This window comes from Tepidiforma flava (assembly GCF_027594505.1).
Lineage (GTDB): Bacteria > Chloroflexota > Dehalococcoidia > Tepidiformales > Tepidiformaceae > Tepidiforma > Tepidiforma flava.
On the sequence record NZ_CP115149.1, the window covers coordinates 2,531,026 to 2,549,483 of the forward strand.

Annotated in this window: 22 protein-coding genes; 5 read left to right on the forward strand and 17 right to left on the reverse strand. The window is 70.3% G+C overall.

Annotation, left to right across the window (positions count from 1 at the left end):
• The 4 genes from O0235_RS13850 to O0235_RS13865 form a co-directional block, all read right to left on the reverse strand.
• The gene (locus O0235_RS13850) at window positions 1-1,038 is read right to left on the reverse strand and encodes a pirin family protein (RefSeq protein ID WP_270056359.1); all 1,038 of its coding nucleotides are present in this window, start codon (window positions 1,036-1,038) and stop codon (window positions 1-3) included.
• A 62-nt stretch (window positions 1,039-1,100) separates the two neighbouring features.
• The gene (locus tag O0235_RS13855) at window positions 1,101-1,526 is read right to left on the reverse strand and encodes a hotdog family protein (protein ID WP_270056360.1); all 426 of its coding nucleotides are present in this window, start codon (window positions 1,524-1,526) and stop codon (window positions 1,101-1,103) included.
• On the reverse strand, window positions 1,523-1,987 hold the full coding sequence (locus tag O0235_RS13860) for an FAS1-like dehydratase domain-containing protein (protein WP_270056361.1): 465 nt from the start codon (window positions 1,985-1,987) through the stop codon (window positions 1,523-1,525). Before O0235_RS13860 ends, O0235_RS13855 begins: the two co-directional genes overlap by 4 nt.
• Window positions 1,988-2,091: 104 nt before the next feature.
• Window positions 2,092-3,843: a PEP-utilizing enzyme gene (locus O0235_RS13865; RefSeq protein WP_270056362.1), complete on the reverse strand. Its 1,752-nt coding sequence runs from the start codon at window positions 3,841-3,843 to the stop codon at window positions 2,092-2,094.
• 153 nt (window positions 3,844-3,996) lie between these two features.
• On the opposite strand from O0235_RS13865, the gene O0235_RS13870 reads away from it, so the two are divergent.
• Complete coding sequence (locus O0235_RS13870) at window positions 3,997-4,857, forward strand: 3-hydroxyacyl-CoA dehydrogenase family protein (protein ID WP_270056363.1); 861 nt, start codon at window positions 3,997-3,999, stop codon at window positions 4,855-4,857.
• Here the strand turns inward: O0235_RS13870 and O0235_RS13875 are convergent.
• From O0235_RS13875 to O0235_RS13900, 6 genes are all read right to left on the reverse strand, one after another.
• Complete coding sequence (locus O0235_RS13875; protein ID WP_270056364.1) at window positions 4,848-6,002, reverse strand: aminotransferase class V-fold PLP-dependent enzyme; 1,155 nt, start codon at window positions 6,000-6,002, stop codon at window positions 4,848-4,850. The two genes, O0235_RS13870 and O0235_RS13875, sit on opposite strands and share 10 nt — an antisense overlap.
• Before the next feature lie 48 nt (window positions 6,003-6,050).
• Complete coding sequence (locus O0235_RS13880; protein ID WP_270056365.1) at window positions 6,051-6,779, reverse strand: Rieske (2Fe-2S) protein; 729 nt, start codon at window positions 6,777-6,779, stop codon at window positions 6,051-6,053.
• A gap of 73 nt (window positions 6,780-6,852) precedes the next feature.
• Window positions 6,853-7,164, reverse strand: a complete 312-nt coding sequence (locus O0235_RS13885) for an antibiotic biosynthesis monooxygenase family protein (protein ID WP_270056366.1) — start codon at window positions 7,162-7,164, stop codon at window positions 6,853-6,855.
• Between the two features lie 3 nt (window positions 7,165-7,167).
• Complete coding sequence (locus O0235_RS13890; protein ID WP_270056367.1) at window positions 7,168-7,668, reverse strand: flavin reductase family protein; 501 nt, start codon at window positions 7,666-7,668, stop codon at window positions 7,168-7,170.
• A gap of 5 nt (window positions 7,669-7,673) precedes the next feature.
• Window positions 7,674-7,958 carry a muconolactone Delta-isomerase family protein gene (locus O0235_RS13895; RefSeq protein WP_270056368.1) on the reverse strand — a complete coding sequence of 95 codons (285 nt, stop codon included), beginning with the start codon at window positions 7,956-7,958 and terminating at the stop codon, window positions 7,674-7,676.
• Between the two features lie 74 nt (window positions 7,959-8,032).
• Window positions 8,033-8,794 (reverse strand): sulfite exporter TauE/SafE family protein, encoded by a 762-nt coding sequence (locus tag O0235_RS13900; RefSeq protein ID WP_270056369.1) that lies wholly within the window; start codon window positions 8,792-8,794, stop codon window positions 8,033-8,035.
• A gap of 58 nt (window positions 8,795-8,852) precedes the next feature.
• Here O0235_RS13900 and O0235_RS13905 point away from each other — a divergent pair, with 58 nt between their 5' ends.
• Window positions 8,853-9,401, forward strand: a complete 549-nt coding sequence (locus tag O0235_RS13905; RefSeq protein ID WP_270056370.1) for a hypothetical protein — start codon at window positions 8,853-8,855, stop codon at window positions 9,399-9,401.
• On the opposite strand, the gene O0235_RS13910 is transcribed toward O0235_RS13905, so the two are convergent.
• From O0235_RS13910 to O0235_RS13925, 4 genes are read right to left on the reverse strand one after another with little or no spacing between them, the layout of a single operon-like run.
• On the reverse strand, window positions 9,377-10,627 hold the full coding sequence (locus tag O0235_RS13910) for a competence/damage-inducible protein A (RefSeq protein WP_270056371.1): 1,251 nt from the start codon (window positions 10,625-10,627) through the stop codon (window positions 9,377-9,379). The genes O0235_RS13905 and O0235_RS13910 overlap by 25 nt on opposite strands.
• 21 nt (window positions 10,628-10,648) lie before the next feature.
• A complete protein-coding gene (locus tag O0235_RS13915) occupies window positions 10,649-12,337 on the reverse strand; it encodes a DUF885 domain-containing protein (protein WP_270056372.1) in 1,689 nt (562 codons plus the stop codon).
• A 39-nt stretch (window positions 12,338-12,376) separates the two neighbouring features.
• A complete protein-coding gene (locus O0235_RS13920) occupies window positions 12,377-13,192 on the reverse strand; it encodes an inositol monophosphatase family protein (RefSeq protein ID WP_270056373.1) in 816 nt (271 codons plus the stop codon).
• Window positions 13,189-13,803 (reverse strand): nitroreductase family protein, encoded by a 615-nt coding sequence (locus tag O0235_RS13925; protein WP_270056374.1) that lies wholly within the window; start codon window positions 13,801-13,803, stop codon window positions 13,189-13,191. Before O0235_RS13925 ends, O0235_RS13920 begins: the two co-directional genes overlap by 4 nt.
• Before the next feature lie 46 nt (window positions 13,804-13,849).
• Here O0235_RS13925 and O0235_RS13930 point away from each other — a divergent pair, with 46 nt between their 5' ends.
• Entirely contained in the window at window positions 13,850-14,593 is a 744-nt protein-coding gene (locus O0235_RS13930) for a DUF429 domain-containing protein (RefSeq protein WP_270056375.1), read from the forward strand.
• Here O0235_RS13930 and argS read toward each other — a convergent pair.
• From argS to O0235_RS13945, 3 genes are all read right to left on the reverse strand, one after another.
• Entirely contained in the window at window positions 14,562-16,262 is a 1,701-nt protein-coding gene (gene argS / locus O0235_RS13935; protein WP_270056376.1) for an arginine--tRNA ligase, read from the reverse strand. The genes O0235_RS13930 and argS overlap by 32 nt on opposite strands.
• A 5-nt stretch (window positions 16,263-16,267) precedes the next feature.
• Window positions 16,268-16,810, reverse strand: coding sequence for a DUF402 domain-containing protein (locus O0235_RS13940; protein ID WP_270056377.1), 543 nt, complete (start codon window positions 16,808-16,810; stop codon window positions 16,268-16,270).
• An 86-nt stretch (window positions 16,811-16,896) separates the two neighbouring features.
• Window positions 16,897-17,058: a hypothetical protein gene (locus tag O0235_RS13945; protein ID WP_270056378.1), complete on the reverse strand. Its 162-nt coding sequence runs from the start codon at window positions 17,056-17,058 to the stop codon at window positions 16,897-16,899.
• A gap of 93 nt (window positions 17,059-17,151) precedes the next feature.
• On the opposite strand from O0235_RS13945, the gene O0235_RS13950 reads away from it, so the two are divergent.
• Both O0235_RS13950 and O0235_RS13955 read left to right on the forward strand, forming a co-directional pair.
• Window positions 17,152-17,649, forward strand: a complete 498-nt coding sequence (locus O0235_RS13950) for a DUF309 domain-containing protein (protein ID WP_270056379.1) — start codon at window positions 17,152-17,154, stop codon at window positions 17,647-17,649.
• Window positions 17,650-17,714: 65 nt separating this feature from the next.
• A complete protein-coding gene (locus tag O0235_RS13955) occupies window positions 17,715-18,452 on the forward strand; it encodes an ABC transporter ATP-binding protein (RefSeq protein WP_270056380.1) in 738 nt (245 codons plus the stop codon).
• Window positions 18,453-18,458 lie beyond the last annotated feature (6 nt).

The following is an 18,458-nucleotide window of genomic DNA, read 5'->3' on the forward strand; positions in this document are numbered from 1 at the left end:
TTACGCGCCCTGCGGCTTCTCCTCATCTCCCGGGTGCTCGGCGCGGACGGCGCCGCCGCGGTCGCCGTGCAGCTGCGAGAAGTCGAAGCGCGTCGGCGGAATCTGTCCCATGCGGCCGGCGTGGTAATCCCGGATGGCCTGGAAGATCTCGTCGCGGGTGTTCATCACGAACGGCCCGTGGAAGACGACCGGCTCGCGGATGGGCCGGCCGCCGAGGATGAGGATGTCAAGATTCCGGGCGCGCGAGTCCTGGACGTCATCGGCCTCGATGATGATGCCGTCGCCGTTGCCGAAGACGACGAGCTGGCCCTCGGCGAACGGCCGCCGCTCCAGGCCGGCCCGGCCGCGGCCGTTGAGCGCATAGGCCAGGGCGTTGAAGTCGCGCCGCCAGCCGGTCTCGAACCGGCTGCCGGGGGGCAGCGTCACGTGGGCGTACGTGATCGGTGTGAAGGTGACGCCCGGGCCGCGGTGGCCGCCGAGGTCTCCTGCGATCAGCCGGACGAGCGCGCTCCCGTCGAAGCCGGCGAGGAGCGTGACGGCGGAAGCGCCGATGTCCTGGTAGCGGGGCGGCGTCCACTTCATCGACGCCGGGAGGTTGACCCAGAGCTGCACGCCGTGAAAGAGGCCGCCCTTCTGGATGAGCCACGCGGGGGGCACTTCGTCATGCAGTATGCCGGCGCCCGCCGTCATCCATTGCGTCGCGCCGTCGGCGATGTAGCCGCCGCCCCCCGTCGAATCGTGGTGCTCGAGGGCGCCGTCGATCATGTAGGTGACCGTCTCGAAGCCGCGGTGCGGGTGCCACGGCGCCCCCTTGGCCTCGCCGGGCGCGTATTCGACCGCGCCGATGTGGTCGAGGAGCAGGAAGGGGTCGGCGATGCCAAGGTCGAGCCCGGGAAACGGCCGGCGCACCTGGAAGCCTTCGCCTTCGAGGGAGGTAGGCGCGGTGACGACGAGGTGAACGGGGCGCGGCCGGTCTCCCGGTCCGAGCCGGTCGATGCGGGGCAGGGCGAGCGGATTCGCTGGCGTGACGGCGGGCACGGCGGCTCCTTCGTTGCAGATGCAACTACGAGGCTAGCAGGTTTCCCGCCGCTCCGTCAGGGTTACCCCCGGGAGGGCAGCTGGACCTGGACGTTCGCGCGTGTGCTCGGCTGGCCTTCGGCGAGCGTGACGACTTCGAGCTCCACGAGGTGGGCACCGTCTTCGACGCGTTTCTCGACGACGCGGCCAGCGAGCACGAGCGGGCGGTCGGCGACATCCGGCCGGCGGTAGGCGGCGCGGACGCTGCGGACCATGCCTTCGGTGCCGGCCCAGTCGCTCACGTACTGGGTGATCCAGGCGAGCTTGAGGAGGCCCGGGACGAGGGCGCCGCCGACGCCGAGGCGCTTCCCGGCTTCGGCGTCGGCGAAGGCCGGGTTCGTCGGGTTGTCGCGGCCGAAGAAGTCGATCGCCATGTCGGTGGTGGGCACGCGTTCGAGCGGTTCGAGCTCGTCGTCGACGTTGACGTCTTCGTAGTAGCGCTGGCTCATTCGTCGCTCCTGCCGGACGCCATCTTCGGGTCGAACTGGGTGATGGTGATCATGGCTGCGGCGACGTGATTGCCCTCGGCGTCGTAGTAGTCGGTGCCCTGCGTGACGAGGACGCTGTAGCCGTAGCGGCCGCCGAGACGGTCGCGGATGTCGTAGACCTGGGAGATGGCCTGGAGCTGTTCGCCGATGCGGAAGGGGCGGGTGAACCGCCACTCCTGCTGGGTGAGGAGGCCGCCGGGCAGCACCTGGGGCATGCCGCGGCGCGGACCGCCGCCGAGCATGGCGATGACGTAGGGCGGGGCGATGCCGGTGCCGTCGGCGTAGCGCGGGTCGGCATCGCCGAGGACGTCGCGCATGCGGCGCGCGTCCTCTTCGCGAATGGTGACGGTGACAGGGTCGCTCTTGCGGCCGATGGCCGCGCGGTGCTCATCGGTGATGAGGCTGTGTTCCGGGATCGCCATGCATCCTCCATGGGGCCGGCTGCCTGGCGCGCAGGGGCACGCAGCCGGGCGGACGTTCAGGTGCCCGTAGTCTGCCAGCTTTTCGGCGTTTCCGGGAGGGCGGCTCAGGGCACGCTGACGACCGTGACCGCGCCGGTGTCGCCGTCGACTTCGATGACCGCGCCGTCCGGGATGCGCTTCGTCGCGTCCGTGGCGGAGACGACGCAGGGGATGCCCAGCTCGCGGCTGACGATGATGGCGTGGCTCAGCGTCGCGCCGACGTCGACGACGACGCCGGCGGCGGGCACGAAGAGCGGCGTCCACGCGGGGTCGGTCATCGGCGCGACCAGGATGTCGCCCGGTTCGAGCACGGTTGGGTCGAGGGGGTCGAGGACGACGCGCGCGGTGCCGCGGGCTTTGCCGGGGCAGCCCGGCACGCCCTGGATGACATCGCCCGGGCCGGCCTTCTGCGCCGTGTGGTCTGCCCGGCGCCGCCAGGTCGTGTTCTCCGGCGGGGTGCCGTTGATGATGAACGGCGGCTCGAGCGTGAGCAGCCACTCGTAATGCTGACGCCGGGGTTCGACGAGGCCGCGGAGGTCGGTCAGCCGGCCCTCCGTGTAGTCCCGCAGCTCGTCTTCGAAGAGGAAGCAGATGTCGTGGGGGCGGTCGACCTGGCCGCGTTCGACGGCGCGCCGGCCGAGTTCGCGGAGGGCCATCCGGGTTTCTTCGATGACGCGGATGATGTTCGTTTTCGAGCGCTCGCGGCCGGGGACGAAAGTGAGCGCGCTCTGCATCGCGGCGTCGAATTGTGCGAGCGTCGCCGGGTCGCCGGCGAGGGCTTCGCGAATCTCCGCGCGGATGCGCTCGCGTTCGGCGACCCGCTCGGCGTTCTTCTGCATGGGCGAGCCGTCGTCGCTGCTGAGGCGCATGCGGTCGATGGCGGCGAGGGCGAGGTCCGGGTTGGTTTCCCAGGTGTCGGCCATGACGTCCCATTCGTTGGGGCCGCGCGAGCCGTACTCGGCGAGAAAGTCGGCGAAGGCTGCCAGGAATGCGCGGGCATCGGGATGGTCCGAGGCCTGGAGCCGGGCGTAGAGGCCAGCCGGGCCGGCGTCGAAGATGCGGTTGAGCTCGTCCGAGGCGCGGACTTTGCGGCTCAATTCCCACATCGCGTACGAGGGGGCGGCCGAGTCGACGCCGCCGAGCCCGGCGATGAGCTTCATCGCGTCCGCCGGGCGGCCGATGGCGGCGCAGATGGCGGCGATGGCGCCCGGCCCGATGGAGGCTGCGCCGCTCTGGTTGATGTGCTGGTCGAACATCCGGCGGCAGAGCGGCCGCATCGAGATGGCCCGCTCGAGCAGCTCGGCATCGGACAGCTTTGTAAGGTCCGGGCGTTCGGCGCGCACCTGGCGGGCGAGCTGCCGGTCGGCTTCGAGCTCGGACTGGTCCATGTCGCCCAGCACCCAGCCGAGCCACTTCTCCATGACGGCGGTCGTCGCGGGGTTCTCGTGCCAGGGCTCTTTCACGTAGGGCGGCACGTCCGGGTGGTCGCCGAAGTAGGCTGCGTCGATGGCGGCGGCGGACATGCCGGGGGTGCGCTCGCCCCAGACGCGGATCCAGGTGGCGTTGAGGTAACCATAGCCGCCGATCAGGCCGATGAAATCGCAGCGGTTCGGGTCGGGGTCGAGCTCGTCATCGCCGACGCCAAGCCGGTTGACCGCGCAATCGCGCCAGCCCCGGACGGTGCCGCCGTTGGCGAACACCAGGTCCCAGCCGGCAGGGCTCGGCGGCTCGGGCAAGACTTCGCCGACGTTGGCGCGAGTCCAGAAGGAGGCCTTTGGGTTGTAGGGGGCGTCTTCGATCCAGCGAACCTTCTCCATGCTCCACTCCTGTTGACACTGTCGAGGGAGCGGATGGTAGCGGGTGTTTCGTCTGTTGCGAAGAGGTTTCCTGAACGATCGGCCAGTTTGACCGCACGCGCAGCTTCTGCGATATCTGCGGCGTATGGATCGATAGGATCCGCGGAGGGCAGCATGCGGGTCGAACGGGTCGGGGTCATCGGCGCGGGCCTGATGGGGAGCGGCATCGCGCAGGTCGCCGCCTACCACGGGTGCGACGTGACACTGGTCGACGTTGACGAGGTCCGGGTTGCGAAGGCGATCGAGGGCATCCGCGGCCGGCTCGCGCGGGAGGCGGAGCGGGGACGCATCAGCCCCGAATCGGCCGAGGCCGCTGCGGAGCGGCTCCACGGGGCTGCCGACATCGACGACCTGAGGTCCGTCGCGCGCGTGGAGGCGGTGATCGAGGCAGTCGTCGAGGACCTGGACGTGAAGACGCGGCTGTTCCGGCGGCTGGGCGAGGTGTGCCGGCCGGACGCCCTGCTGGCCAGCAACACGAGTTCGCTGCCGCTGAGCGACCTGGCAGCCGCCTCGGGCCGGCCGGAGCGGGTGATCGGCCTCCATTTCTTCAACCCGCCCTGGGCGCTGAAACTCGTGGAGATCGTCTCGACGGCGTCGACGACGGAGGAGACGCTGGAGGATGCCCTCCAGTTCTGCCGGCAGCTCGATCGGGTGACGGTCCAGGTGAAGGACACGCCGGGCTTCATCGCGAACCGGCTCCTCGTTCCGTTCATCTTCGATGCCATCGAGCTGCTGCAAACGGGGGTGGCATCAGCGGAGGACATCGACCTCGCCTGCCGGGTAGGCCTGAACCACGCAATGGGGCCGCTGGCAACGGCGGACCTCATCGGGCTGGACACGCTCAAGGCGATTGCGGAGAGCATGTTCGAGGAGTACGGCGAGCCCCGGTTCAAAGCGCCGACGCTCCTGCGGAGGCTCGTCAGCCTCGGGCATCTCGGGCGCAAGACCGGGCGCGGCTTTTTCCGCTATTCCTGAACCGGCAAGGCCCGGCAGATGCTGACGATTTCGTCGAGGATGGCGATGCACTCCTCGTCGGTGTTGTAAAAGTGCGGGGCGATGCGGACGCCCGCACCGGGCCGATGGTCGATGACGAAGCCGCGGCGGATCAGTTCGTCCTTCACCTGTTCGGCCCCTCGGAAGTCGACGGTGACATGGTTGCCGCGGCGGCCCGGGTCGCGCGGGGTGTGGACCGTGAAGCCGCGCGTGAGCGCGCCCTCGATAAGCAGCTGCGACTGGTGGAGCGCCTTTGCCCGGATCGCTTCGACTCCGACGTCGCGGATGATGCGATAGCCCTCGCGCGCCTGGTAGACGGCCGGCATGTTCGGCGTGCCGCCGAGGAATCGCCCGATGCCGGGCGCATAGACGATGGGCGGCGGTTCGAAGCCGAACGGGCGGGCGTGGGAGAACCACCCGGCCATGCGCGGTTCGAGGCGGTCGACGAGGTCGGGGCGGACGTAAAGATAGCCCGCCCCGGGCCCGCCGCAGAGCCACTTGACGGACCCGCCGACGAGGAAATCGACGCCCAGGTCCATCACGTCGAACGGCACTGAGCCCATCGACTGGTAGGCGTCGAGGACGACCAGGGCGCCGTATTCGTGCGCGCGCTCGACGATGGGGCGCACGTCGACCAGCTCGGCGGTCCGGAAGAGCACGTGCGAGACGACAACCAGGAGGGTGCGGTGGTCGATTGCGTCGAGCAGCTGCTCGGCGGGGAAGGTGAGGGGGTCTGCCCCGACGCGGACGACCTCGGCGCCGAGGCGGCGCTGGCCGTCGAGGAGGTATTCGACGGTCGGGAATTCGCCCGCGCAGCAGACGAGGCGGTTCCGGGGCGGTTCGTACTCGAGGCAGGAGAGGATGGCCGCCAGCGCGTTCGTGACGTTCTGGCACATCGTCATGGAGCCGCGCGGCGCGGCGATGATGTCCTCGAGGATGGCGGCCGTTGCGGCGACTTCCGGGAGCCAGGTGTCCCAGGCGACGACCCCTTCTTCGGCCCAGAGGCCGGTGTACTCGGCGAGAGCCGCCGGGACCGTATCCGGCATCGCGCCGAGGGAGTTGTTGATGAGGTACGTCTTCTTCGCGAGGATGGGGAAGCGTGACCGCCAGGAAAGCAGATCGGGCATGCCCGAGAGCATGCCCGATGAACGGTGCGCGGGGAAGCCGCCGGTGCGCTAGCGCGGGAGGCCGACGTAGACTTCGCCGTTCTCCACTTTGACGGGGTAGGTTTGCATGTCTTCGGCGGTGAGCGTCGGGCGGGCAAACTTCGGCACGGGGAAGGCCTGGTACGGCATCGGAATGAAGCGGAGGAGCCGGAAGAGCTTCGACTGGATGCCGCCGAGGAAGGGATGCTCGTTGTTGAACTGGCTGGAGAAGGGCTGGCGGACGACCTTGCCGGTCTCGAGCTCGAACCGCGCGCCGTGGAACGGGCACATGATGCAGTTGTCCTTGATCGGCTCGGGCCGGATCGGCGAGCCGGGGAAGCCGGCGAGCGGGAGCCGAGCGTGGGAGCAGAGGGCGTTGAGCGCGTGGACGGTTTCGCCGGTGCGGACGACGACGACGCGCTGCGCGCGGGCGCGGACCTCCTTCGGCAGACCGTCGGGGAAGTCGCGCAGCAGGCCAACCTTCGCCCAGCGGGTCATCTGCGCGTGCGGGCGGATCTCCTTCGCGCGGATCGGCACCGGGGCATCGAGACCAAGGAGCGGCGACACGACGACCTGCATGAGGCCGCCGGAGATGAGACCGGCGACGAGCAGGACGATGCCGCCCAGCGTGTTGTCGGACGCGGTGACGGGGTCGCCGGGGAAGAAGAGCAGGATGATGCCGCCGGCGATGAGCCCGATACTCGCGATTCCCCATGTGCCGAGGATGGAAACACCAAGGAAAGCCAGGGCAGGTGACACGGGCAAACCTCCGACGGGATACTACCCCGCTTGTGCAGAATTGCGCAAAGTTTCGGCTGACCGGGTGAGCAGATCAGGCGCCGGACAGCTGTTCTGAGAGGCCTTCGAGCAAAACGCGCACCCGTTCGGGCGCGGCGAGGTGCTGGCGGATGCGCGATTCGAACTCCCGGCGGTCGGGCGACTGTGACCAGCGCTTCCAGTCCCCGAGCCCGAACCAGGTGCTGATGACGACGATGTTGTGCGGGTCCTCGCTGTCGCGCAGCGTCTCCCCCGAAATGTAGCCGGGCTCGTCGAGGCAGCGAAYGCGCAGCTGCCGGAGCAGTTCGAGGACATTCCGTTCCCGGCCCGGGAGCACGCGGCGTTCGATGATGACTTTGACGGCCATCTGCTACCTCTCGGCAAGCGAGCGATATGCGCGGCGGAAGTAGATGAGCGGGGCGCGGTCCGGGTCGAACCGGGCGCCGACGACGCGGCCAACGATGATGGTGTGGTCGCCGCCCGGCAGCGCTTCGTGGAGTTCGCAATCGAGCTGAGCGATGGCGCCGGGGATGAGAGGACAGCCGGTCACCCACTGCTCGGTCGGGATGGCCGGGTCGAAGGCGGGCGCGGGGTCGCGGCCGGAGGTGGCGAAGTACTTCGAGACGTCCTCCTGTCCCTCCGCGAGGATGCTGATGGCGAACCGGCCGGACTGGCGAATCATCCGCGGCAGGTGGTTCGTGTCGGCGAGGCTGACGAGAACGAGGACGGGGTCGACGGAGAGGGAGGAGAAGCTGGAGACCGTGATGCCGTACACGAGCCCGTCGAGCTCGGTCGTGACGACCGTGACGCCCGAGGCCCAGGAGCCGAGCGCGCCCTTGAAGTCGTCGATGGAGAGGGTCGGAGCTGTCATGGCGGTCAGGCCGGCGGGAGCGACGGGACCATGTCCCAGAGCGCGTGGACGGTCGTCTCGACGAAGTACCGCGCAAGCGGCAGGGAGGCGATGAGGGTATCCATTTCGCGCGCGTCGGCGGCGTCGTAGATGGCAAGCACGCCGATGCCGGCTTCGCGGTAGATCGCCCGGATCTTGCCCTGGTCGTACTGGGCCTTGACGGCGCGCAGCTGCTCGGCGACGAGGGCCTGCCACTGGTCCGAGGGCATATCGTGGGGCTGCCGGGAAACCAGCCGGACAGAAAACAGCATGTCGGGCTCCTGGGGGTTGGACGTGGCTGCAAGTATAGCTGCGGCCGATGAGCGGGGCGAAACCCGCCGGCCCGCTACCTGGCGAGCAGGACGAGCGCGGCGGCGACGCCGTAGGTGATGACGGCGATGCGGAGCCAGCGCTGGCCGAGCCGCCGCGCCAGGCCAGCGCCGAGGTAGCCGCCGGCCAGCGCGCCGGCCGCCATGACCAGCACCGCACCCCAGGCGACCGGCCCGAACAGGGCGAAATAGGCCACAGCGGCGAAGTTGATGACGGCCGAGAGCAGGCCTTTGAGGGCGTTCGAGTGCTGGAGGTCGTCCGGCAGGAGGATGGCGAGGGTTGCGAGCATGATGATGCCGAGTCCGCCGCCGAAATACGCGCCGTAGATGGCGAGCACGAAGACCGCGGCGAGGAGGGGGACCGTCACCCGCGCTTCGCCCCCGGGCGGCGGATGGGCGGTGCGGGCTAGGCGCGCGAGCGGACCCTGGAACGCAATCACGGCGCAGGCGAACAGGATGAGGAAGGGGACGATTGCGTCGAAGGCGGACTCCGGGGTGAGGAGGAGAATCGCCGAGCCGGCGAGGGAGCCGGCGATGCACGGCGCAGCGAGGGCGATGACGCGGCCGCGCTGGCGGCGCAGCTCGCCGCGGTAGCCGATGCTCCCGCCGACGTAGCCGGGCCAGAGAGCGATGGTGTTGGTCACGTTCGCGGCCTTGGAGGGGTAGCCGGCGGCGAGCAGCGCCGGGAAGCTGACGAGCGAGCCGCCGCCCGCGACAGCATTGATGGCGCCGGCCGCGAAAGCCGCTGCCGCCAGTCCGAAGCCCGTGAGGAGGTCCATGCCCGGGTTACGCTGGCAAAGAGCGCCTCTATGCGCCAGAGGCGGTAGGCTCGGGAGGATGGCGCGTGCGCTCCTGACGTTCGACCTCGACGGCGTGCTCTGCCGGCCGCCGTTCGGCATCAACCCGGGCAGCGGGCGACAGAAGCGGCGGGATACGCAGGGCAAGGGCGGCATCCTCTGGCTGACGGAACGGTGGCGGTATCTCGGCCGGAAGCCGATGCCGGGCTCGCTCGAGGCGTTTGCGCGGCTTTCAGCCCACTTCGATTGCGTGGTCGTGACTGCGCGCGGCGAGCAGGCGCGTCCGCTGACGGAGCGCTGGTTCAACCGATACCTTGGCCGCGTGCCGCGCATCGAGATGCGGCCCTCGCCGGCCGAGACCTCAGCCCAGTTCAAGGCGCGGGTCGTTGGAGGGCTGCGGCCGCTGGCGCACTTCGAAGACGACCCGTTCACCGCGAAGTGGCTGGCGGAGCTGCTGCCCCGGGTCTACGTGGTCGACTGGGGGCGGAACCGGTGGCTCGCCGGGCCCAACATCACGCGGGTGCGGTCGGTTGGGGACGCGGTGGAGGAGCTGCTGCAGCTGGCTCAGGAGGGGCGGCCGGCGAGCTGACCGAGGAGCGCGCGGCGAAGGAGGAGCATCGCCGTCGTGACGGCGCGGCGCTTCACCGCCTGCCGGCCCTGGTTCATCGAGGTGGTGAGCACGTAGACCTCGCCGTCCGGGGTGGCGACGGCGACGTGGACCGTGCCGGCCGGGATGCCGTCCTGCGGGTCGGGGCCGGCGACTCCGGTGATGCCGATGCCGTAGTCGGTGCCGATGCGCTCCCGGGCGGCGGCCGCCATCGCCTTTGCCGTCTCCTGTGAGACGACGCCGTGCTCGGCGATGATTTCGGCAGGCACGCCGAACGCGATTTTCTGCTCCGTCTGGTACGTGACGAGGCCGGCGATGAAATAGGAGCTGGCCCCGGGAACATCGGTCAGCGTGCTGGCGAGGAGGCCGCCGGTGCACGACTCCATGACGGCGAGGGTGGCGCGGCGCTCGTGCATCAGGTCGGCGATATGGCCTTCGAAGGTGTCGTCGTCTTTGCCCCAGATGGCGTTCCCGAAGATGCGCTCGAGCTCTTCCTCGACGGGGCGGATGCGGGCCCAGGCTTCTTCGCGGGTGCGGGCCTTGGCGCCGATGCGGAGGTGGACACCGTCGGCGCGGGCATAGGTGCCGATGCCGATGCCCGGGGTGGCGTAGAGCGGCCTCGCCATCTCATCGACGGTGCCTTCGCCGATGCCGACCGTCTTGAGCGTGCGGGTGACGAGCACTTCGCCGGCAAAGCGGCGCTCGAGCTCCGGCGCGACCTCCTTCGTCCACATCCGCTCCATCTCGGCCGGGACGCCGGGCATGCAGATGATGATGCGGCTGTCCCGTTCGACCCACCAGCCGGGCGCAGTGCCGCGGGGGTTGTCGATCGGGCGCGCGCTGGGGATGAGCCAGGCCTGTTTGATGTTCGATTCCGGCATCGGGTAGCCGCGGCCGGCAAACCATGCGCGGACGCGCTGCTCGAGGCCCGGATCGACGTAGGGCTCTTCGCCCAGAACGCGGGCGACGCCCTCGCGCGTGAGGTCGTCGTCGGTCGGGCCGAGGCCGCCGGTGGTGATGACCAGGTCGGAGCGGTTCCATGCGCGTTCGAGCGTCTCGACGATGCGGCCGAGGTTGTCGCCGACCACGGAGGTGTAGAGCAGGTCGATCCCGAGTTCGGGGAGGCGCTGGGCGATGTAGGCGCTGTTGGTATCGACGATTTCGCCGAGGAGGATCTCGGTGCCGATGGCGATGATTTCAGCCTTCACGGCGGGGAAGTCTACGTCCGGTCAGTCGGCGGGGGAAGCTTCGCCGGCGAGCCGGCCCACTTCGCGCTGGAGCTGGGCGAGGCCCATCGGGCCGAGGTCGAGCGCGCCCTTGTGCCAGGCCTTGAGGTCGAACGTGGACCCGAGCTGTCGGCGGGCGCGGTCGCGCGCTTCGAGCCAGCAGCGCTCGCCGACTTTGTAGCTGATTGCCTGCCCCGGCATGCCCAGGTAGCGGATGACCTCGCTCGCCATGAAGTCGGGCGGGAACTGGGAGCGTTCGTCGCAGAACCGCTGCCCGAGCTCAGGGTTCCACCGTTCTCCCGGGTGGAAATCCTGGTCCGGGGGAATTTCGAGCTCGAGGTGCATGCCGATGTCGACGATGACGCGGACGGCCCGGAGCGCCTGTGCGCGGAGCATGCCGAGGTAGTAGTCGGGCACCTCGAGGTAGCCGAGCTCGGCCATGAGCCGTTCGGCATAAAGGGCCCAGCCTTCGACGTAGCCGGAGGTGCCGCCGAGGAGGCGCTGGAAGCGCGAGAGCCGGTCGGCGAGGTACTTGGCGTTGGCGCGTTCGAGGTGGTGGCCGGGGACGCCTTCGTGGTAGGCGATGGAGACTTCGCCCCAGAGCGGAAAGCGGGTCCTGCCGCCGGTCGGATACCAGGTTCGGCCGGGGCGGGAGAAGTCTTCCGAGGGCGGCGTGTAGTACATCGCGAGGGCGCCGCCGGGGGGCGCGATCATGGCCTCGATGCGCTTCACGGGCGCGGGGATGTCGAAGTGGCGGCCATCGAGTTCGGCGATGGTCCGGTCCTGCAGCTCCTGCATCCAGCGGCGGAAGTTTTCGACGCCGTCGATGGCCCGGGCGGGGTCGCGTTCGAGGAAGTCGCGCGTCTCGGCGATGGTGGCGCCGGGGAGGATCCGCGCGCAGGTGGCCAGCATCTCGGCCTCGATGCGGTGCAGTTCGTCCCAGCCCCAGCGGTAGGTCTCGAGGAGGTCGAGCTCGATGCCGTTGAAGACGCGGGCGGCGAGCTGATACCGGTCTGGGCCGACGCCGTCGCGGTCGGTGGCGGCGTCAGCGAACGGCCCGGCGAGGAAGCCGGCGAAGTCGAGTATGGCCGCGGCGGCGGCATCAGCAGCCCGCGCGAGGTCGTCCCGGAGCGAGGCGGGGAGGTCCGGCGGGGCCTCGGCCGCGAGCCGCTGGAAGTAGCCGGTGCCGCCCTCGCCGGCGTAAACGCGGAGCTGGCGGATGGCCTCCGCGACCTGCCGGCGCGGGCTGGGAATGCCGCGGGCGAGCGCTTCTTCGAGGAGGCGGCGGTAGGTCGACAGGGCGGCGGGGTAGGCGGCCATCCGGCGGGCGATGACGGCCCAGTCCGTCTCCGTTGCGCGGGGCATCAGGTCGAACACCATGCGCATCGTGGTCGCGGGGTTGCGGAAGCCGCTCAGGTGAAGGTGCTCGCCGGCGTCGTCGAGCGCGTCGCGCAGGCCGAGGTATTCGAGCATGCCGTCCCGGGCGATGCGGTCGCGGTCGTCCGCTGGCTCGGCGGCTTCGAGGAGGCCGCGGTAGCGCTTCCGAAGGCTGGCGAGGGCGGCGTAGCCCTCGGGGCTGTAATCGGTCAGGCGGTCGTCGTGTCCGGGAACGCCCATCATGGTCGCGGCGACCGGGTCGGCGGCGGCGAGCTCGTCGACGAACTGGCTGGCGATGTCGTAGATGCGGGTCACGGCATCCTCCCGTGAGGGGCTGCGGCGGATAGCGGAGTTCTACGCCCCGGGCGCGGCTGCCGCCAGCCGCTGGAGGTCGGCGACCGCCGCGCCGGTGCCGGCGATGACCGCGCTGGAGCGGAGCGACGCCGGTTCGCCGCCGGGTTCGACGACGACGCCGCCGGCTTCGCGGACGATGACGAGGCCGGCGGCCACGTCCCACGGCTGGAGGTCGGCATGGACGTAGAGGTCCCACCAGCCGGCCGCGATGCCGGCGAACCCGAGCGCGGCGGACCCGGGGATGCGGAGCGACTGCATCCCGGGCCAGAGGCGGGACGCGAGCGCGAGCTGGCCTCGGGCTCGCTCGGCGTCGTAGCCGAGGTCCATGGCGACGACGGCCTCAGCGACGGCGCTGCATGGACGAAGCCGCGCGGGCGCGCCGTCGACGAAGCAGCCGGTCCCGGCGACCGCGGCGACCTCGAGGCCGGTGAGCGGATGGGTCGTGACGCCGAGCAGCGGCACGTCGTCGAAGCAGAGGGCGAGCGTGAACGCGAAGTGAGGCAGCCCGCGGGAGAAGTTCTTCGTTCCGTCGATCGGGTCGATGACCCACATCCAGCCTGCGGACCGGGTCGACGCGGCCGTCTCCTCGCTGAGGATGGCATGGTCCGGGAACCGTTCGCGGAGGAACGCGACAGCGGCCTGCTCGACGGCGACGTCGGTCTCGGTGACCACGTTGCCGCGGCCTTTGATGGCGCTGACCGATGCGCGGCCGGCAGCGGCGCGGGCGATATCGCGGGCGAGGCGGGCGCAGGCGCGCGCCACCTCGAGCGCCGGCGCGCCGTCGGGAGCGGCCGGGAGCGGCGGTGAGCCGGTCACGGGCTCCGCTTCCTCAGCGACCGGGCGCTCACCGAGAGGGCGCCGCTCCAGCGGTCGATGCCGACGCGGTGCGCGCGCGGGAGGCGGTCGCGCGGGGCGGTCTCTTTCGCAGCGAGGTCGGCGGGGAGCTGGCCCGGGTCGCCCGGGAAGCCGCTGGCGACGATGGCCAGGATGCGGACCCCCGGCGGCGCATCGAATGCGGCGCGGGCCGCCTCCTCGTCGAAGGCGGCCATCGGATGCGCGATGAGGCCAAGCGACTCGGCCTGGAGCATCAGGAAGCCGAGCGCGATGCCGGCGTGGAGGGGATACAGCTCGCGGGGCGGGTGCCCGGGCGTTTCGATGGCAACGTCGTGCGCGGGGTCGGCCGCCAGGGCGAACAGCAGCGGTGCGGCGGCTGCCCAGTGCCGATTGCCCGGGTTGAGCGCCGCGACGACTCGCTCGCGGACCGATTCGGACGCAGCCACGAGGATGCGGGCCGGCTGCGTGTTGCCGTGGCTCGGGGCGAATGCCGCCGCCTCCCAGAGCAGTTCCYGGAGGTCGGCCGGGACAGGGTCGGGGCGAAAGGCGCGGCCGGCGCGCCGGGTGCGGATCGCGGGCAGGAGGCCGTCCACGGCGAACATGGTGGCACAGCCAGGAGGAGGCAGCTACCGTGAGTCCGTGCGCTGCGTGGGCATCGACCTCTCGTGGACCGGCCGGCGGCCGTCGGGTTTCGCGGCCATCGAGCCGGGCGGCCGCGTGGTCACGTGGACGGCAGTCGGGGGGCCGGAGGACGCGGCGGCGTGGCTGGCGTCGCTGGAGCCGCCCGTGGTTGCCGGCGTCGATGCGCCGCTTTCGGCGGAGCCGGGACGAACTGCCGAGGCCGAACTCGCGCGGCGCCTCGGCCCGCAGGGGGTGATGGCCTACCAGGTCGGGAGCGATTTCCTGGAACGGAAGGGGTTCACCGCCGGTCCTGCGCTGGGTGCGCTGCTGCGTGCAGCCGGCTGGGAGCTGACGCCAGCGCCCGGGCGCCCCGCCGGGCCGAGGGTGGCGTTCGAAACGTTCCCGCGCGCGCTGACGGTCACGCTGATGGGGGCGGCGCGCCCGCCGGCCTACAAACGCGGCACACTCGCAGCGCGGCAGGCCGCCCTGGCGGAGTATGCCGGCCTCCTGAGGTCGGCCCTCGGCCGCCGCGGCCTCGAACTCGACGTCGAAGCTCCGGAGGTGACGGCCGGGAGCTGCGCGACCGGGCGCGCGCTCAAGGAGCTGGAGGACCGGCTGGATGCGGCGGCCTGCGCGCTGGCGGCGTGGGTCGCTGCCTTCGAAGGGCTGGAGCCGGACGACCTCTTCGGCTCCGCGGCGGGCGGGCTGATCGCCGTGCCCGGGGCGGCTGCTACATCCGCTCGGGGGCGGACATCCCCATGAGCCCGAGCACCCGGGCGAGCGCGATCCGGGCGGCGAGGACGAGCCGGAGCCGCGCCCGGCTCAGCTCCGGGTCGTCGGTAATGACCTTGAGCGAGGGGTCGTTCTGCTGCTTGAACGCGTCGTTGAAGGCGTGGAAGGCGGTCGCGAGCTCCTGCGCGTAGTGCGGGAGATGCTGCGGCTCGAACCGGGTCGCGACGTTCTCGATGACGTCGGCCAGCTGCATCATCTCGCGGATGAGCGCGAGTTCGTGGGGCGCCGTCAGGAGGCGCACGTTGCCGCCGTCAGGCGTGAGCCCCTGCTCCCGGGCGCGTTCGAGGATGGAGCACAGCCGGGCGTGGGCGTACTGGACATAATATACAGGGTTTTCCGACGATTGCCTGACCGCGAGGTCGAGGTCGAAGTCCATCTGGGCGCCCGGTGAGCGGAGCAGGAAGAAGAAACGGGCAGCATCAGGGCCGACTTCCTCGACCAGCTCATCGAGCGTGATGATTTCGCCGCTGCGCTTGGAGAGGCGGACGACCTCGCCGCCCCGCTTCAGGGTGACGAGCTGGTAGAGGAGGATCTGGAGCGCCTCCGGGTCGGCGCCGACGGCCTTCGTCGCAGTCTTGAGGCGTGAGACGTGGCCGTGGTGGTCGGCGCCCCAGACGTCGATGACGAGGTCGAAGCCGCGCCGGAGGAACTTGTCCCAGTGATAGGCGATGTCGCTCGCGTAGTAGGTGGGCCGGCCGTCCGACCGGACGACGACGTTGTCCTTATCCTCGCCGAGCTCGCTGGAGGCGAACCAGAGCGCGCCGTCGCGTTCGACGAGCATCCCGGCCTCGCGGAGGATGGCCATCGCCTGCTCGTACGCCCCGCCGGGCTCGTAGAGCGACCTCTCCGAGTACCAGCGGTCGTAGCGGACGCCGAAGTTTTCGAGGGTCGTGCGGATGCGGCCGACCATCAATTCGATGCCGAGCCGGGCCAGTTCGGGCGGCACCGGTTCGCCCGGCGGCCGGAGGAAGGCGTCGCCGTGGCGCGTTCGCACCTCTTCGGCGAGTTCGACCATGTAGGCGCCGGGGTAGCCGTCCTCGGGCAGCGGCACGTCGCGCCCGAAGAGCTGCTGGTAGCGGGCGTAGAGCGTCTCGGCGAAGTTGTCGGTCTGCGTGCCGGCATCGTTGATGTAGTACTCCCGCTCGACGCGGTAGCCGGCGGCGGCGAGCGCGTTGGCGAGGGCGTCGCCGATAGCTGCGCCCCGGCCGTTGCCGACGTGGAGCGGGCCGGTCGGGTTCGCCGAGACGAACTCGACCTGCGCGGAGCGACCCGCGCCGAGCTGGAGGTCGGCGTAGGCCGGGCCGGCCGCGATGATGTGTTCGACCTGGTCCTGCAGGAAGGTCTGGGAGAGGCGGAAATTGATGAAGCCCGGCGGCGCGACGGCGGGCGGCTCGATGGCCGGGTCCGCCGGGAGGTGGTGAACGATGGCCCGGGCGATATCGAGCGGCGGTCGCATCGCGGCGCGCGCAAGGCGGAGCGGGAGCGTCGAGGCGAAGTCGCCGTTGGCGGGGTCCTTGGGCCGTTCGATGGCGGCGCCGGGGATTGCGACATCCGGGAGGTCGCCGGCAGCGACGGCGGCCCGTGCGGCGGCGGCGACGAGGTCTTCGAGGTACGGGCGAATGGTGCGGGTGTCGGGCATCGAGCCTACAGCGTACGGTGGCTCGAACGATTGCGCATCGGCTCGGGGCCGCAGGAGAACGGGAAGCGGCGCTCCCGGGCGAGCTGCGCGACCTCCTCGGCGGCGGCGCGGGCGCGCGCCACGAGATCATCCGGGTAGCCGTATTTCTCGCGGTGGGCTTCGAACTCGTCTTCGTCGAGGAGCTCGATGCAGCCGGTGGGGTATACCTTCACGTCGAGATCCAGGTCGACGTAGCCGATCTGGCAGCCGTCGAACGTCGGCGGCGTCGTGACGTTGCAGTACCAGAGCGCCGTCGGGCAGCCGGGGCGGGAGAGGCGGAAGACGTTGTACCAGCGGTCGCGCCAGAAGTAGACGACGGAGTCGTAGGGCGACCGGAACTCGCCCCGGGAGGTGTAGATGGGGGTGCGGGCGCGGTAGGACGTGACGAGGAGGTTGCCGTCGTCGGCGACCACGCGGAACGGCTGGATCCAGTGTGCGGTGCCGTCGTACTTGGTGGCCCGGAGGAGAACCCGGCTCCCGGGCGCTGCGCGCTCGCTGCGGACGTCCATTTCCGGATGATACATGCCGGTGCGCCCGCGAAGGCCGAACTTACGTGAAGTTCTTCGAAAATACTGGCTGGTAAGCCAGCAAATTCTTAATCGTTGATGAAGACCAGCCCGGAGATGAGCCCGGCGAGGAGCGCGATCACGGCCAGGATGTAGCAGAACGCGACGGCGCCGGGGTCGAACGACTCGCGGACATCCGTGTGCATGGGCGCGGCGTTCGGGTTGGCGGGGGCGTGGTGATGGTCGGCCATGGCTCCGGGCTCCTGTCAGAGGCTGTCAGCAGGAAGGATTCTCGCCTGCCCGGTGCTTTTGGTCATCTCAAATGGACCTGTAAGGTGGATGACATGCAGCAGCGCAGGAAGCAATTCGTGCGAAAGGTGCTCATCGTGCCGGAGGCCTTCGAACGGTACTGCGCGGACTTCAACGCCGGGCGGTTCTATGAGGCGCACGAGCACCTGGAGGAAGTCTGGCAGTTCGAGCGCGGGCCGGTGCGCGACTTCTACAAAGGGCTCATCCAGGCGGCGGCGGCGTGCGTCCATCTCTCACGGGGCGGTTACCCCGGGGCGCGTCGGCTGCTGGCCACTGCGGGCGGCTACCTTGCGCCCTACCGGCCGGGGCCGGTGATGGGGATGGAGGTGGAACCATTGGCGGCCTGGCTGACGTTTGCACTGGAGACGCTCGAAACGCTCGGTCCGGCCGGCATCCAGCGGTTCCCGCTGGATGCGCGGCCCGTGCTGGTGTTCGACCCCGCGGCGCAGGCCGCCGAAGCGCGGCGCTGGGAGGCGTGGGGATTCGACGAGACCGGAGAGGCGCTGCACATGGAAGTCACCGTGGCGGCCTGACGCGCCCCGGCCCATCAACGGCCCGCCTGTCGGGCCTCGACCTGAGTTCGAATGGGGGAACGGAGATGAACGAGTTCGACGACGTCGTCATCGATGCGCGCGACGTAGTGAAGACGTACGACACCGGCACCGTGCAGGTGCAGGCGCTGCGCGGCGTGAGCCTGCAGGTCCGCCGCGGGGAGATGGTGGCCATCATGGGGCCGTCGGGATGCGGCAAGACGACCCTGCTCAACTGCTTTTCGGGCCTCGACGAGTTCGATTCGGGGACCGTGCTCATCGCAGGACAGGACATCGCGCATATGCCGGACGACCGGAAGACCGAGTTCCGGGCGCGCGACATGGGGTTCGTCTTCCAGACGTACAACCTGCTGCCGGTGCTGAGCGCGGTGGAGAACGTGGAGCTGCCGCTCATCGTCTCGGGGACACGGCCGAAGGTCGCACGGGAGCTGGCGCTCGAAGCGCTGGACCGCGTCGGCCTCCGGGCGTGGGCGAACCAGCGGCCGGCGCAGCTCTCCGGCGGCCAGCGCCAGCGGGTCACCATCGCGCGCGCGCTCGTCAACCACCCGTCGATCGTCTGGGCGGACGAGCCGACGGGTGCGCTGGATTCGAAAACGGCGAACGAAATCATGGACCTCATCGTCGAGCTGAACGCCGCCGAACGTCAGACCTGCGTCATCGTGACGCACGACCCGAAGGTGGCTGCCCGCTGTCACCGGACGATCCACATGGCCGACGGCGTCATCGTGCGGGAGGACAGCCGGGAGACGATGCAGACCGCCGCCGCAGCGAGCGGCGCGGAGTAACGGGCG

What these genes read in the sequence shown, in the direction of transcription:
- O0235_RS13855 (WP_270056360.1), bottom strand. Translation starts at nt 1,526, where the DNA reads ATGAGCCAGCGCTACTACGAAGACGTCAACGTCGACGACGAGCTCGAA.
- O0235_RS13860 (WP_270056361.1), bottom strand. Translation starts at nt 1,987, where the DNA reads ATGGCGATCCCGGAACACAGCCTCATCACCGATGAGCACCGCGCGGCC.
- O0235_RS13865 (WP_270056362.1), bottom strand. Translation starts at nt 3,843, where the DNA reads ATGGAGAAGGTTCGCTGGATCGAAGACGCCCCCTACAACCCAAAGGCC.
- O0235_RS13870 (WP_270056363.1), top strand. Translation starts at nt 3,997, where the DNA reads ATGCGGGTCGAACGGGTCGGGGTCATCGGCGCGGGCCTGATGGGGAGC.
- O0235_RS13875 (WP_270056364.1), bottom strand. Translation starts at nt 6,002, where the DNA reads ATGCCCGATCTGCTTTCCTGGCGGTCACGCTTCCCCATCCTCGCGAAG.
- O0235_RS13890 (WP_270056367.1), bottom strand. Translation starts at nt 7,668, where the DNA reads ATGACAGCTCCGACCCTCTCCATCGACGACTTCAAGGGCGCGCTCGGC.
- O0235_RS13895 (WP_270056368.1), bottom strand. Translation starts at nt 7,958, where the DNA reads ATGCTGTTTTCTGTCCGGCTGGTTTCCCGGCAGCCCCACGATATGCCC.
- O0235_RS13900 (WP_270056369.1), bottom strand. Translation starts at nt 8,794, where the DNA reads ATGGACCTCCTCACGGGCTTCGGACTGGCGGCAGCGGCTTTCGCGGCC.
- O0235_RS13905 (WP_270056370.1), top strand. Translation starts at nt 8,853, where the DNA reads ATGGCGCGTGCGCTCCTGACGTTCGACCTCGACGGCGTGCTCTGCCGG.
- argS (WP_270056376.1), bottom strand. Translation starts at nt 16,262, where the DNA reads ATGCCCGACACCCGCACCATTCGCCCGTACCTCGAAGACCTCGTCGCC.
- O0235_RS13940 (WP_270056377.1), bottom strand. Translation starts at nt 16,810, where the DNA reads ATGGACGTCCGCAGCGAGCGCGCAGCGCCCGGGAGCCGGGTTCTCCTC.
- O0235_RS13945 (WP_270056378.1), bottom strand. Translation starts at nt 17,058, where the DNA reads ATGGCCGACCATCACCACGCCCCCGCCAACCCGAACGCCGCGCCCATG.
- O0235_RS13950 (WP_270056379.1), top strand. Translation starts at nt 17,152, where the DNA reads ATGCAGCAGCGCAGGAAGCAATTCGTGCGAAAGGTGCTCATCGTGCCG.
- O0235_RS13955 (WP_270056380.1), top strand. Translation starts at nt 17,715, where the DNA reads ATGAACGAGTTCGACGACGTCGTCATCGATGCGCGCGACGTAGTGAAG.